General features: G+C 70.1%; 15 protein-coding genes and 1 pseudogene. 5 read left to right on the top strand and 11 right to left on the bottom strand.

Annotated elements, in window-relative coordinates:
- Positions 1 to 110 precede the first annotated feature (110 nt).
- The 9 genes from AB0J33_RS01540 to AB0J33_RS01500 all read right to left on the bottom strand — a co-directional run bounded on the left by AB0J33_RS01540 (position 111) and on the right by AB0J33_RS01500 (position 8,236).
- A complete protein-coding gene (locus AB0J33_RS01540) occupies positions 111 to 488 on the bottom strand; it encodes a metalloregulator ArsR/SmtB family transcription factor (RefSeq protein WP_030332125.1) in 378 nt (125 codons plus the stop codon).
- Between the two features lie 57 nt (positions 489 to 545).
- Positions 546 to 1,085 (bottom strand): orotate phosphoribosyltransferase, encoded by a 540-nt coding sequence (gene pyrE, locus AB0J33_RS01535; protein ID WP_112586136.1) that lies wholly within the window; start codon positions 1,083 to 1,085, stop codon positions 546 to 548.
- Positions 1,086 to 1,254: 169 nt separating this feature from the next.
- Positions 1,255 to 2,064, bottom strand: a complete 810-nt coding sequence (locus AB0J33_RS01530; RefSeq protein ID WP_363608721.1) for an SDR family oxidoreductase — start codon at positions 2,062 to 2,064, stop codon at positions 1,255 to 1,257.
- 10 nt (positions 2,065 to 2,074) lie between these two features.
- The gene (locus AB0J33_RS01525) at positions 2,075 to 2,731 is read right to left on the bottom strand and encodes a hypothetical protein (RefSeq protein WP_363608719.1); all 657 of its coding nucleotides are present in this window, start codon (positions 2,729 to 2,731) and stop codon (positions 2,075 to 2,077) included.
- Between the two features lie 105 nt (positions 2,732 to 2,836).
- On the bottom strand, positions 2,837 to 3,583 hold the full coding sequence (locus tag AB0J33_RS01520; RefSeq protein WP_363608717.1) for a hypothetical protein: 747 nt from the start codon (positions 3,581 to 3,583) through the stop codon (positions 2,837 to 2,839).
- A gap of 92 nt (positions 3,584 to 3,675) precedes the next feature.
- A complete protein-coding gene (locus tag AB0J33_RS01515; RefSeq protein WP_363608715.1) occupies positions 3,676 to 4,296 on the bottom strand; it encodes a DUF4178 domain-containing protein in 621 nt (206 codons plus the stop codon).
- Between the two features lie 121 nt (positions 4,297 to 4,417).
- On the bottom strand, positions 4,418 to 4,798 hold the full coding sequence (locus AB0J33_RS01510) for a hypothetical protein (protein WP_363608713.1): 381 nt from the start codon (positions 4,796 to 4,798) through the stop codon (positions 4,418 to 4,420).
- A 116-nt stretch (positions 4,799 to 4,914) separates the two neighbouring features.
- Positions 4,915 to 7,506, bottom strand: coding sequence for an ATP-dependent chaperone ClpB (clpB, locus tag AB0J33_RS01505; protein ID WP_363608711.1), 2,592 nt, complete (start codon positions 7,504 to 7,506; stop codon positions 4,915 to 4,917).
- Positions 7,507 to 7,591: 85 nt separating this feature from the next.
- Positions 7,592 to 8,236, bottom strand: a complete 645-nt coding sequence (locus AB0J33_RS01500) for a helix-turn-helix domain-containing protein (RefSeq protein ID WP_363608709.1) — start codon at positions 8,234 to 8,236, stop codon at positions 7,592 to 7,594.
- An 87-nt stretch (positions 8,237 to 8,323) separates the two neighbouring features.
- Between AB0J33_RS01500 and AB0J33_RS01495 the strand changes: the two are divergent.
- A pseudogene (locus tag AB0J33_RS01495) lies at positions 8,324 to 8,804 on the top strand (epoxide hydrolase); the annotation flags it as partial.
- Positions 8,805 to 8,910: 106 nt separating this feature from the next.
- On the opposite strand, the gene AB0J33_RS01490 reads toward AB0J33_RS01495, so the two are convergent.
- A complete protein-coding gene (locus AB0J33_RS01490; protein ID WP_363608707.1) occupies positions 8,911 to 9,174 on the bottom strand; it encodes a hypothetical protein in 264 nt (87 codons plus the stop codon).
- Between the two features lie 21 nt (positions 9,175 to 9,195).
- On the opposite strand from AB0J33_RS01490, the gene AB0J33_RS01485 reads away from it, so the two are divergent.
- The 4 genes from AB0J33_RS01485 (at position 9,196) to AB0J33_RS01470 (ending at position 12,029) form a co-directional block, all read left to right on the top strand.
- Positions 9,196 to 9,507: a GntR family transcriptional regulator gene (locus tag AB0J33_RS01485; RefSeq protein ID WP_363608705.1), complete on the top strand. Its 312-nt coding sequence runs from the start codon at positions 9,196 to 9,198 to the stop codon at positions 9,505 to 9,507.
- A 142-nt stretch (positions 9,508 to 9,649) separates the two neighbouring features.
- Positions 9,650 to 10,150, top strand: coding sequence for a TrkA C-terminal domain-containing protein (locus tag AB0J33_RS01480; protein WP_363608703.1), 501 nt, complete (start codon positions 9,650 to 9,652; stop codon positions 10,148 to 10,150).
- Between the two features lie 5 nt (positions 10,151 to 10,155).
- Positions 10,156 to 11,376, top strand: coding sequence for a cation:proton antiporter (locus tag AB0J33_RS01475; protein ID WP_363608701.1), 1,221 nt, complete (start codon positions 10,156 to 10,158; stop codon positions 11,374 to 11,376).
- 221 nt (positions 11,377 to 11,597) lie between these two features.
- Positions 11,598 to 12,029 carry a hypothetical protein gene (locus AB0J33_RS01470; protein ID WP_030332093.1) on the top strand — a complete coding sequence of 144 codons (432 nt, stop codon included), beginning with the start codon at positions 11,598 to 11,600 and terminating at the stop codon, positions 12,027 to 12,029.
- Between the two features lie 181 nt (positions 12,030 to 12,210).
- On the opposite strand, the gene AB0J33_RS01465 is transcribed toward AB0J33_RS01470, so the two are convergent.
- Positions 12,211 to 12,405 carry a hypothetical protein gene (locus AB0J33_RS01465; RefSeq protein ID WP_363608699.1) on the bottom strand — a complete coding sequence of 65 codons (195 nt, stop codon included), beginning with the start codon at positions 12,403 to 12,405 and terminating at the stop codon, positions 12,211 to 12,213.
- Between the last annotated feature and the right edge of the window lie 22 nt (positions 12,406 to 12,427).

Here is a 12,427-nt window from a genome sequence, read left to right as displayed (position 1 = left end):
CCGGCCTCCGGTGGTGCGACCGGGGACGAGCAGGTGTCACCCACCGGTGGCGCCACCCCTGGCTCGCCACCGGATACCGTCCCGGCTCGGGACGGCGGTTGGTGCCTACGTCAGCGAGCCTTCTTGGTGGCTCGCTTACGCGGCGGGGTCAGCAGGTCGGCGATCGTCGCGATCGCACTCGGGACCAAGCTGTAGTACGCCCAGACACCGCGCTTCTCCCGCTGCAACAAGCCAGCCTCGGTGAGGATACGCAGGTGGTGACTGACCGTCGGCTGAGAGAGGCCGAGCGGCGCCGTCAGGTCACAGACGCACGCCTCGCCCTCTGGGGCCGACTGGATCAGGCTGAGCAGCCGCAACCGAGCAGGATCAGCAAGGGCCTTGAGGACCCCGGCAAGACGCTCGGCATCGGCACGTTCGATCGGCTCGCCGTTTAGCGGCGAGATCTGAGGCATAGTCATTTCGGCCAACGCAGTTCCCACGTATTCCATCCTTCCACCAGCAGCATCGATCCGCCTGCATATCAGCAGATCCGAATCGGCAGACTTTTACGCCACAAGGCCGAGGTCAGCCAACGTATAGGCCGCCCGGTACGGCAATCCGGCGGCTCGCACCGCGTCGCCGGCGCCTCGATCAACAATAACCACCACGCCCACGACTTCCGCCCCGGCCTCGCGAAGCGCCTCGACAGCGGTCAAAACACTTCCGCCTGTCGTGGACGTGTCCTCCACCGCCAACACCCGGCGGCCGGCCACCTCCGGGCCCTCGATCCGTCGCTGCAGACCGTGTGCCTTGCCCGCCTTGCGCACCACGAAGGCGTCCAGGGCCCGGCCGGTCGGAGCGGCGGCGTGCAGCATCGAGAGCGCGACAGGGTCCGCGCCCAGGGTGAGGCCCCCGACAGCATCGAACTCCCAGTCGGCGGTGAGGTCGAGCAGCACCCGGCCGACCAGAGGAGCGGCCCGGTGATGGAGCGTGACGCGCCGCAGATCCACGTACCAGTCTGCTTCGCGCCCCGACGAGAGCACGACCCGTCCGTGCACCACAGCCAGGTCGGTAATGAATTTACGCAGGTCGTCGTGGTCCCCCATGGCGATAGAGGTTACTGCGCAAGTCTGAACGCCGTGTGCGGGGTCCACCCTGATCAGCCCCGGGGAAAACCGATGATTGGCGATGTTCGACTACGCTCAGCGACTGGCCTGACAGCGGCGCGCCAACGGGGGCGCACCGCCCGAACTGGGTCGACGGGCCGGTCGACGCTCAGCGCTCGTCGCGACCGATCCGGCCGCGGGTGTCGCGGGCGACCGCCTCCAGCAGCCGCCGCGGCGCGTGCCGCATACCGGCGACGACCACCTTGTACTTCCACGCCGGAATGCTGACCAGCTTGCCTTTGCGCAGGTCACGCAGTGCTTCGTCGACCACATCCTCGGCCCGTAGCCACAGCCACTCCGGCGTCTTGGACATGTTGATGCCGGCCCGCTGGTGGAACTCGGTGCGGGTGTAGCCGGGGCAGAGGGCCATCACCTTTACGCCGAACGGCCGCGCCGACTGGCCGACGGATTCACTGAAGTTGGTGACCCACGCCTTGCTGGCCGAGTACGTCGATCCGGGCATCGCCGTGCCGAAACCCGCGACCGAAGAGACATTTATCACTGCCCCATTTCGTCGTTCGGTCATCGGTCGCAGCGCCGCCAGGGTCAGCCGCATGACGGCGTGGACGTTGAGCCGCAACAGCCGCGCCTCGTCCTCGGCGGTGGAGCGCAGGAACGGTTTGTTCAGGCTGATCCCCGCATTGTTGACCAGCAGGTGCACCGGGCTGCCGTCGGCGATCCGCTGCTCCACGGTGGCGCAGCCGTCGTCGGTGGACAGATCGGCCGGGATGGTCTCCACCTCGCGGCCGTACGTGGAACCCAGCTCGGTGGCCAACTGCGCCAATCGGGTCGCGTCGCGGGCGACGAGCACCAGATGCCAGCCGTCGGTGGCCAGCCGCCGGGCGAACGCCGCGCCGATGCCGGCGGTGGCCCCGGTGACCAGGGCTCGGCGCTCGGCGGTGGTGGGGTCGAGCGTCACGGGGCGGTCCTCACCTGGGCGGGTACGGGGATGCCGGCGGCGCCGACGGGGGCTGGTGCGGGGCGGGCGTGAACGCGGGCGGCGCGGTAGGCGCGGCCCAGCGGTGGCGACCGAACCAGCTGTTCGTGGCGGGCAGCGCCAGCAGCGCAGCTACTACAAGGTAACCGAGCCCCTGCGCGACGGAAAGCCCGGCGTTGAGCGGGATCCACCAGGACGGGTACGCGTCGCCGATCAGGCCCAGCAACTCGGCGAGTGCCTGCTCGCCGGAGCCCAGTCGTAGTGGCGCGGCCCGTTCGCCGACCACCACTGCCACGCTGCAACAGCCGGCGAGCAGACCGAGCCCGCTGACCACCCAGGTGGCCACCCGCACGCCGTTGCGGCCGGACAACAGCCCGAGGGCCAGCCCAGCGAGGACCGGGGCGGAGAGCACCGCCACCACCGCCGACAGCACCGCGGACGCGCGGAGCAGCGTCACCACGTCGTCGATCTCTTGCGGGGTCGCCGAGGTGTCCCGGGCGGCGGCGCGGAACGCGTCGACCGTTCCACCCAGCACCACCAGGTCGACCACCGCGTACGCGAGCGCGGCGACCGCCATCACCAACAGCACGGTCGCGGCGGACAGGACGGCGGCGGGCCGGCGGGCCGGTGCCGATTCGGGGTACGACACGACGAATCCCTCCGGTAGGCGTCGGGTTGCAACCTACTCGGAGGGATCGTCGGCGTCGTGCTTATCGAGCCGTCAGCTCGTCGACGGCGGGGGCGACCCGCGCCGTCAGCTCGTCGACGGCGGGGTCGACCCGGGCCGATCCGTGGGCGGCGTGTCGTCCGGCCGGTCCGTCGCCGGCGGCGGGTAGCTCGGCTCCCCACTCGACGGATAACCCGGTTCGCCGGATGCCTGCGGGTAACCCGGTGCCTGCGGGTAGCTGGCACCCGGGGTGGGCGGCTCCCAGCCCGCGGCGGGCTTGCGGAAGAACGGGTTCGCCTTCGGCAGCGCCAGCAGGATCAGCGCCGTGATCAGCGCGATCAGGCTGAGCACGCCGAGTACGAGGCTGACCGGGGTGACCCAGGAGGGCAGAGCCTCCTCCAGCCGGCGCTGGATCTCCTCCGGGCTCGGGCCGTCGCCGCCGGTCCCGCCACCGGTGTTGAAACCGCCGGCCGCGTTGCTCAGCAGGCCACCGCCCACGCAGCAGACCATGATGCCGCCGACGATCCAGGTGGTGATCCGGGCGCCGTTGCGGCCCTGGTTGTTGAACAGGGCCAGCACGCCCAGCACGACCGCGAGCAACAGCAGCAGCACGCTGCTGCCGATGCCGACGGCGACGAAGACGTCGGCCACCTGTTCACCGTCGGTGGAGCTGCCCGCGTACGCGTCACGGAGCGCGTCACGCGTCTTGCCGAAGGTGCTGAGCGAGATGATCAGACTGATCACCTGCAACGCCAGGAACAGGAAGAGCAGGTAACTGGAAATCGACACAATGGATGGCCGCTGGCGGGCCGGCGTGCTCTGGGAATCGACCACGATTCTCCTTCCCTAAGATCGCGCCCACACCGTATCGACAACCGACCAGTTCGGCATGCCGTGACGAGCCCGGCGCGCCCGCCCGGCCTGGATCAACCGGCGTCGGGTGCGGGTCGGATCGTCAGGTCGGTGGGGTGGAGCAGTTCGCCGCGGGCCACCCTCCACCCCTCTTCGCCGTACGCCTCGAAGGAGAGCCGCGCGGCGCCACCGGACTGGTAGTCGTGGTAGCGCATCGTGCCGGCCGACGCCAGCTCGGTCTCCCCGGTGGCGGTGTAGCGCGCCTGCCCGCTCTCGGACCAGGTGTAGCGCCGCCCGCCGAGTTCGATGGTGGGGGCGCCCGGGGTGACGGTGGCGCCCGGCTCGGCGGTCCAGAGCACCAGTTCGAGTTCGGGGCCGTCCTCCACGGAGAGCCGGTGGCGGGTGCCGGAGTCGTCGGCGAGCAGGTGCTGCACCCAGCTCCAGTCACCCTCGACCAGACGGATCGTGGCGCTCACCGCGTACTCCCGCTCGCGGATCCGCACGCGGTCGCCCGGGGTCAGGCGGAGCGGGCCTGCGCGAAGCGTCTCCGCCGCGCCGCCGCGCGCGGGCCGTCCGGACGGTGGCAGGCCGTCGGGCCGGGCCGTCGCCCGCCGCCGGGCGCGCACGACGAGCGGGACCACGACCACCACGAGTACGGCGATTGCCACCACCAGGTACGTCACCGGCGCGTCCACCCGACCACCTCCCCAGGTTCGTCGGCGCAGACGGTAACAACCTTCGGCACCGTCGCGACCCCTACCGTGACCGACAGCTCAGCTACCGACGGCACCGGCGGCGTCGCCGGGTGTGCACGGCTCAGGCTGCGGCGAGCCGCTGGCTGGCGTAGGCGCCCAGGGTTTCGCGGTCCATCACGCAGCCGACGAAGGTGGTGAACTCGCTCGGGTCGTCCCGCAGCGTCGTCCACGCCGCTCGGGCCGCAGCCGGGTCGATGCTCTCCAGCAGGGTGGCCGCGTACGCCCGGCCGGCGGGTGTGCCGTCGGTCAGCACCCGGTCGAGCTGGCGGCGCACCTCCTCGGGGTGTTCGTCGAGGGCGGCCAAGACCCGCTCGTACGCCTCGGTCACCGGCAACAGTTTTCCGGCGATGCCAACCCCGCCAAAGGCGAGGGTGTCAGCCGCGACCAACTCGTCGACGGCCGCACCAAGTTCCCGCTCCCACTTCTTCCCGATCCCAAACATGCCCCACTCTTTCCCCGTCCACCGACGCCCCACCCTGTTGATCAAGAGGTTTGCGTCATGCGAAGACGCGAACCCGACGCAAACCTCTTGATCACCTCGTCGAAGGGGGGCAGGGGTCAGGCTGGGGTTACTGAGAGGGTGTTGGTTTTGGGGGTGTGGTCCACCTTCACCGTCTGGCCGTCGCGGATCTGGCCGGACAGCAGCGCCTTCGCCAACTGGTCACCGATCGCGGTCTGGACCAGGCGGCGCAGCGGGCGGGCACCGTAGATCGGGTCGTAGCCGTGCTCGGCAAGCCAGTCCCGGGCCGCGTCGGTGATCTCCAGACCCAGCCTGCGGTCGGCCAGCCGTCGCCGCATCCGGTCCAGCTGGATGTCGACGATGGAGCGCAGGTCGTCCCCGCGCAGCGAGGCGAAGACCACGATGTCGTCCAGCCGGTTGAGGAACTCCGGCTTGAAGTGCGACCGGACCACCGCCAGCACACCCTCCCGACGCTGCTCGTCGGCGAGCGTCAGGTCGCTGATCACCGACGACCCGAGGTTGGACGTGAGGATCAGGATCGCGTTGCGGAAGTCCACCGTGCGGCCCTGGCCGTCGGTGAGCCGGCCGTCGTCGAGCACCTGGAGCAGCACGTCGAAGACGTCCGGGTGGGCCTTCTCCACCTCGTCCAGCAGCACCACCGAATACGGTCGACGGCGCACCGCCTCGGTGAGCTGACCACCCTCGTTGTAGCCGACGTAGCCGGGCGGCGCACCCACCAGGCGGGCGACCGAGTGCTTCTCGCCGTACTCGCTCATGTCGATGCGGACCATCGCCCGCTCATCGTCGAAGAGGAACTCGGCGAGGGCCTTGGCCAGCTCCGTCTTGCCGACACCGGTGGGGCCGAGGAAGAGGAAACTGCCGGTCGGGCGATCCGGGTCGGCGATGCCGGCACGGGCCCGGCGGACCGCGTCGGAGACCGCGCCGACCGCCTCGGCCTGGCCGACCACCCGGCCGCCCAGCGACTCCTCCATCCGCAGCAGCTTGGCCGTCTCGCCCTCCAGCAGGCGGCCGGCGGGGATGCCGGTCCAGGAGGCGACCACGGCGGCGATGTCGTCCGCGCCGACCTCCTCCTTGAGCATCGCGCCAGCGGCCTGGAGCTGGGCCAGCTCCTCCTCGGCCTGCTTCAGCTCGACCTTCAGGGCGGGGATCCGGCCGTAGCGCAACTCGGCGGCGCGCTCCAACTCGCCGTCCCGCTCGGCCCGCTCGGCCTCGCCGCCGAGGCGCTCCAACTCCTCCTTGGCGGTGGAGAGCTTGGCGATGTGGCTCTTCTCCGTCTGCCAGCGCTCGGAGAGCACGGTGAGCTGCTCGCGCTTGTCGGCCAACTCCTTGCGCAGCCGCTCCAATCGCTCGGCCGAGGCGGCATCCGGCTCCTTGGCCAGCGCCATCTCCTCGATCTCCAACCGGCGGACCGCCCGCTCGATCTCGTCCACCTCGACCGGACGGGAGTCGATCTCCATCCGGAGCCGGGACGCGGACTCGTCGACCAGGTCGATGGCCTTGTCCGGCAGGAACCGGTCGGTGATGTAGCGGTCCGAGAGGGTGGCGGCGGCGACCAGCGCGGCGTCGGTGATACGTACGCCGTGGTGCACCTCGTAGCGCTCCTTGAGCCCCCGCAGGATGCCGATGGTGTCCTCGATCGTCGGCTCGCCGACCAGCACCGGCTGGAAACGGCGCTCCAGGGCAGGGTCCTTCTCGATGTGCTCGCGGTACTCGTCGAGCGTGGTGGCGCCCACCATCCGCAGCTCACCACGGGCCAGCATCGGCTTGAGCATGTTGCCGGCGTCCATCGAGCCCTCGCCCTTGCCGGCGCCGACGACGGTGTGCAGCTCGTCGAGGAACGTGATGACCTGCCCGTTAGAGTTCTTGATCTCCTCCAGGACGGACTTCAACCGCTCCTCGAACTGGCCGCGGTACTGCGCGCCGGCGACCATCGCGCCGAGGTCGAGCGAAATCAACTTCTTGTCGCGCAGCGACTCGGGCACGTCGCCGGTGACGATCCGCTGGGCCAGGCCCTCGACGATGGCGGTCTTGCCGACGCCGGGCTCGCCGATCAGCACCGGGTTGTTCTTGGTACGCCGGGAGAGCACCTGGATGACGCGTCGGATCTCGGAGTCCCGGCCGATGACCGGGTCGATCTTGCCGTCCCGGGCGCTGGCGGTGAGGTCGACGCCGTACTTGGTCAGCGCCTGATAGGTCTGCTCGGGGTCGGCGGTGGTGACCCGCCGGTCCCCACCGCGCACGGTCGGGAAGGCGGCGACCAGGGCTTCCTCGGTGGCCCCAACGGTCTTCAGCGCCCCGGACACCGCGCCACCCACCCGGGCCAGGCCGGCGAGCAGGTGCTCGGTGGAGGTGTACTCGTCGCCCAGCGGTCGGGCGATCTGCTCGGCGGCGCCGATGGCGTTGACGAACTCCCGGGCCAGGGTCGGCTCGGCGATGCTGGAGCCGCGTGCGGCCGGCAGGGCGTCGACCGCGCGCTGGGCGGTCTGGCGCAGCTCGGTCGGGTCGGCCCCGACGGCGCGCAGCAGACCGGTGGCGGTCGAGCCATCGGTGTCCAGGAGTGACAGGAGCAGGTGCCAGGGCTCCACGGTGGCGTGACCACGCTGGTTGGCCAGCGCGACGGCGCCCGTGATGGTTTCCCGGCTCTTGGTGGTGAGTTTCTCGGTGTTCATGGGCTCCCCCGGATCGGCGTTGTCCATTGGGTTGGACACAACCAGAGTTGAGCGTATTCCGCTCAACCTTAGCGCGTGACGCCCATCACTCCCGACGCCGCCACCGCCAGTCGAACTCCCCGGCCGCCGGGGGCGGGCCGGGCAGCGGGTCCGCGTCCGGTGCCGACGACAGGCCGGCCAGCAGGACCGCGAGCTGCCGGCGGCGCAGTTGGCGGGTCCGCTCCGGATCGGGTACGCGGACGGCGGCGCACGCCTCCAACAACAACCCCAGATCGTGTACGACCGCGTCGGGGCGCAACCGCCCGCTGGCGTGGGCCCGGTCGACCAGGGCGGCGGCCAACTCACCGGCGCGCATCGCGTCCCGACCCATCTCCTCGGTCGGGGTGAAGGTGCCGGCCAGGTGGACGGTGAGCGAGTGCACGTCGGCGTCGACCACCCGGGCCAGGAAGCCGGTGAACGCGGTCCAGTCGTCCGGCTCGGCCAGGGCGGTCTCGGCCTCCGCGACGTACCGGCGCAGCCCGTCGTGGCAGAGCTGACGCAACAGATCCTCCTTGCCCGCGTACCGCCGATAGAGCGCGCTGATGCCGACGCCGGCGCGTTCGGCGACGGCCGCGATCGGCGCCTTCGGGTCGTCCAGGAAGACCGCGCGGGCGGCTTCGAGGATGACCTCGTCGTTGCGGGCGGCCTGGGCGCGGCGGCCGGCCAGCGTCTTTCCGGGTGTCGAGGACATGGCCTCAGCCTAACAGTGGAACGGACCGTTCCGGTCTGCTATCGTAATTGCAGAACGAAACATTCCGTTCCAAGAGAGCTGACATGCCTCGTCGACCGGTGGCGGGGCGACTTCGACTGGCGTGCCGTCGAGGCCCGCCTGAACGCGCACCCCCAGTTCGTCACCGAGATCGACGGCGAGCAGATCCACTTCCTGCACGCGCGGTCGTCCCGGCCGGACGCCACCGCGCTGGTGCTCACCCACGGTTGGCCCGGCTCGGTGCTGGAATACCTCGACGTGATCGCCCCGCTCACCGAGCCGACCGACCCGGACGCGCCGGCCTTCCACGTGGTCGTTCCGTCGCTGCCCGGTTTCGGGTTCTCCGGCCCGACCCGCAGCGCCGGCTGGAACCGGTTCCGCATCGCCCGCGCCTGGGGCCGAGCTGATGAACCGCCTGGCGTACGACAGCTACGGCGCGATCGGCAACGACGCCGGCTCGATGATCGCGCCGGAGTTGGGTCGGGTCGATCGGGAGCATGTGCTCGGCGTGCACGTCACCCAGCTCTTCTCGTTCCCCTCCGGCGACCCGGTAGCGGGCGCTTGATCCACTCGACTTTCAGAAAGTCGGGGCATCCGGACCGCCGGGACACCGCGACATCCTGAAAACCGAGTCGATCAGGCGCCCGCATGGCCAGTTACAGGGCCGATTCGCCGGGGCAACCGGGCGGTGCACGGGTTTCGTGGTCGGCGCGAAGTACGCGGCGACGGCCACCGACCAGCCGCCGGTCACAGAAGACCCAGTGCCGTATCCCCTGGTCGTCCTCGGTGGAGACGGTGATACCACCGAGGTCGATCCGGGCCAGGAAGGCCAACGACCGGCCGGTGGTCCGCCCCGCCATCTTGGCGCGCGCCAGGTCCGGCGCGGAGATCGGCAGGTGGGCGACGAACCGCCCGGTCATCGCCGCTGCACCAGGTCAGGCATGGTGGTGAACCCCTCTCGCCAGGGATCGCTGGCCCGGCCGTTCACCCGAGGGAGTGCAGGCCGTGCCAGCGCGACGCGGACGGCCCGGCCGAGAGACCGGTCGCACAGGGACATCCGCGACAAGATCGCTTCTCGGGAATACCCGCCAGCCGACAAGCTGCCGTCCTTGCGTGAGATGACCGCACTACGTGTATTCGCCGAGCCGGTCCGTTCGGCCCTCCTGATCCTGCGGGCCGAGGGTCTGATCGAGGGACACCAGGGCAAGGGACCTACGTCAGCGACCCGAAGTAGATCGACTCGGCTTCATTGAAGTCGGGGTGTCCCGCCGCGCCGGATACCCCGACCTCAATGAACCCGAGTGGATCAAGGCCATTGGGCTGCGTCGAGGTCGGTCCGAGGGGCGCTGTCCGTCCAAGATCTGCGTTCTGTTCACGAAGCGGTAGCCTTGGCGGGTGCGAGTACGTGTCGAGCAGACCGCGTTGCCCGGGATCGGGGTACGCCACGACCTGGTGACGGAGTCCGGACGCCGGCTGGGCGTGGTCTCCCACCGCAACGGCCGCCGTGATCTCGTCCTGTACGACCCGGACGATCCCGACGCCTGCCAGGCGGACATTCCGCTGACCGACGACGAGGCCGAGGCTCTGGCCGACATCCTCGGCGCGTCGCTGATGCTCGGTCAGCTCTCCGGGCTGCGCGAGCAGGCCGCCGGTCTGCTCACCGAGCAGATCGCCATCCCGGCCGGGTCGCGGTACGTCAACCGGAAGCTCGGCGACACCAAGGCGCGTACCCGCACCAGCGCCTCCATCGTGGCGGTGCTGCGTGAAGGCGAAGTCATCGTTTCGCCACTCCCCTCCTTCCGCTTCGCGGCCGGCGACGTGGTGGTCGTTGTCGGGACCCGTAGAGGTCTCGACGGCGTGTCCGCCATCCTCGCCGACAGTGACCCGGACGGCTGAGGCGGATGCACGATTTCACCACGCTGCTCATCGAAGTCGGCGCGCTCCTGCTGCTGCTTGGGCTCCTCAGCCGGCTGAGCCGACGCTTCGGCCTCTCTCCCATCCCCCTCTATCTGCTCGCCGGTCTGGCGTTCGGGCACGGCGGGCTTCTCCCGCTGGACGCCAGCGAGGAGTTCTTCGCGGTAGGCGCCGAGATCGGCGTGATCCTCCTGCTGGTGATGCTCGGCCTGGAGTACTCGGCCAACGAGTTGGTCGGCAACCTCCGCTCGGCGGCCCCGGCCGGGCTGATCGACGGTGTCCTCAACGCGCTGCCCGGTGCCGGGTTCGCCCTGCTGCTCGGCTGGGACTGGGTGGCCGCCCTGGTGCTCGGCGGTATCACCTGGGTCTCCTCCTCCGGGGTGATCGCCAAGGTCCTCGCGGACCTGGGACGACTCGGTAACCGGGAGACCCCGGTGATCCTCTCGGTGCTGGTGATCGAGGACCTGGCGATGGCCCTCTACCTGCCGCTCGTCACCGCCGTGCTGGCCGGCACGGGCCTGCTCGGCGGCGGGATCGCGCTCACCGTCGCGGTAGGCACGGTGCTGCTCGTGCTGGTGGTCGCCATCCGGTACGGCCACCTGATCTCGTCCGCCCTGTCGGCGAAGGATCCGGAGGCGCTACTGCTCGGCGTACTCGGTCTGACGCTGCTGATCGCGGGCATCGCCGCGTCGCTCCAGGTGTCGGCGGCGGTCGGCGCGTTCCTGGTCGGCATCGCCCTCTCCGGCCCGGTGGCGCACCACGCTACCGAGTTGCTCTCGCCCCTGCGGGACCTGTTCGCCGCCGTGTTCTTCGTCTTCTTCGGCCTGACCACCGACCCGCAGGACATTCCGCCGGTGCTGCTGCCGGCGCTCGCGTTGGCCGTGGTCACCATGGCGACGAAGACGCTCACCGGTTACCTGGCGGCCCGCCGGGTCGGCATCGCGGAACCCGGTCGATGGCGCGCCGGTCTGGCGCTCGTACCCCGAGGTGAGTTCTCCATCGTCATCGCCGGGCTCGCGGTGGCCGCCGGGAGCGTCGAGCCGCGGTTGGCGGCGCTGGCCGCGACGTACGTCCTGATCACCGTGGTGACCGGGCCGATTCTGGCCCGGCTGCCGGACTTCCCGTGGTTCAAGCGGTGGCTGCGCACCCGTGCGGCGACCCAGCGGCGGGAGCCGACTCCGGTCGCCGACTCACTGCACGCCCCCTGACGAACCGAGCCTCGGCACCTCGCTCGAACCGTCGAACATGGATTGTCATAGGAGCGTCATCGACTGCACCGTCGATGCGGTGGACCCACCCATGCCAACGGTTGCGGAATTGCTCCCCATGGGGACTACCGCAGCACCCGGCGGCGGGTTACCGTTTCGCCCCAGCAGCCACGGTCCGCAGGCAGCGTTGCCACACGCGGGCGAGAGCGGAAGGTTGGCCGGTGAGCGTGCAGGAGTCGACTTTCCACGGCTTCGCCAACCCTGTCGATCCGACTCCGGCGGAGTTGCGGGCCTGGGCGTACAAGCCTGATTCGGTGCCGTTGGCCTCGATGCCACCCGACTGGGACCTGCTGGTCTCCGGCGACCGACTGGTGTTGACGCTCTTCGAGTTGGCGATGGATCCCACCTGCCCGGCCCGGCGTTTCGCGCTGCACTGCCTCTACATCTACGCGGCCGACGGCATTCGGACGAACTTCCGCGCCCACCCGAAGCGCCGCTTTCGCAAGCTCGTCGAACAGGCCGAGCGGGACGGCGACGAGCTGATGAAGATCTGGGCGCACAACGGCAGGGTGCTGCTGGCTCGACCGGACCTCTTCGTCTACCGGGACTGGTGCGAGGGCGGCCTGGTCCGCGAAAACCGCCGCCTCGGCTGAACCGAATCGGCCCATTCATTGCGTCGATCTTGCTCTTTCTGTCCCGACCTTCCACCCGAAGCCAGACATTTCTTCGTCCTAAAGTGCAAGATCGGCGCGCGCTGCACGGCGATCCGCACCGCATGACGACGTGTGCGGGCCGGGACCCCCCGTGGGTCCCGGCCCGCACGTCGGTCACCGGTCAGTCCTGCTTGCGTTCGGTTTCGGTACGACCCCTGTCGCCGCCGCGCTCGCCCTCTTCGGCGAACCGGCCCGCGACGATCCGGTCCCGGTAGGTTCCTTCGGTCACCTTGTCGAACTTCTTGCGGACGGTCTCGGCCAGGCTTTCCAACCGGTCTTCCGTCTGCTGGGCCATCTTCTTCGCCGGATCCGCCATCGCTCCCCCTCGCCATGCCGGA

Source organism: Micromonospora sp. NPDC049645, assembly GCF_040675155.1.
In the GTDB taxonomy this organism is placed as follows: domain Bacteria; phylum Actinomycetota; class Actinomycetes; order Mycobacteriales; family Micromonosporaceae; genus Micromonospora.
The sequence above is the reverse complement of the archived record's forward strand: the minus strand, read 5'-3'. Positions and strand labels throughout refer to the sequence as shown.

Bases quoted from the DNA above. Each gene is read 5' to 3' on its own strand.
- AB0J33_RS01540 (WP_030332125.1), bottom strand. From the start codon at position 488: ATGGAATACGTGGGAACTGCGTTGGCCGAAATGACTATGCCTCAGATC.
- pyrE (WP_112586136.1), bottom strand. From the start codon at position 1,085: ATGGGGGACCACGACGACCTGCGTAAATTCATTACCGACCTGGCTGTG.
- AB0J33_RS01510 (WP_363608713.1), bottom strand. From the start codon at position 4,798: ATGTTTGGGATCGGGAAGAAGTGGGAGCGGGAACTTGGTGCGGCCGTC.
- clpB (WP_363608711.1), bottom strand. From the start codon at position 7,506: ATGAACACCGAGAAACTCACCACCAAGAGCCGGGAAACCATCACGGGC.
- AB0J33_RS01500 (WP_363608709.1), bottom strand. From the start codon at position 8,236: ATGTCCTCGACACCCGGAAAGACGCTGGCCGGCCGCCGCGCCCAGGCC.
- AB0J33_RS01490 (WP_363608707.1), bottom strand. From the start codon at position 9,174: ATGACCGGGCGGTTCGTCGCCCACCTGCCGATCTCCGCGCCGGACCTG.
- AB0J33_RS01485 (WP_363608705.1), top strand. From the start codon at position 9,196: ATGGTGGTGAACCCCTCTCGCCAGGGATCGCTGGCCCGGCCGTTCACC.
- AB0J33_RS01475 (WP_363608701.1), top strand. From the start codon at position 10,156: ATGCACGATTTCACCACGCTGCTCATCGAAGTCGGCGCGCTCCTGCTG.
- AB0J33_RS01465 (WP_363608699.1), bottom strand. From the start codon at position 12,405: ATGGCGGATCCGGCGAAGAAGATGGCCCAGCAGACGGAAGACCGGTTG.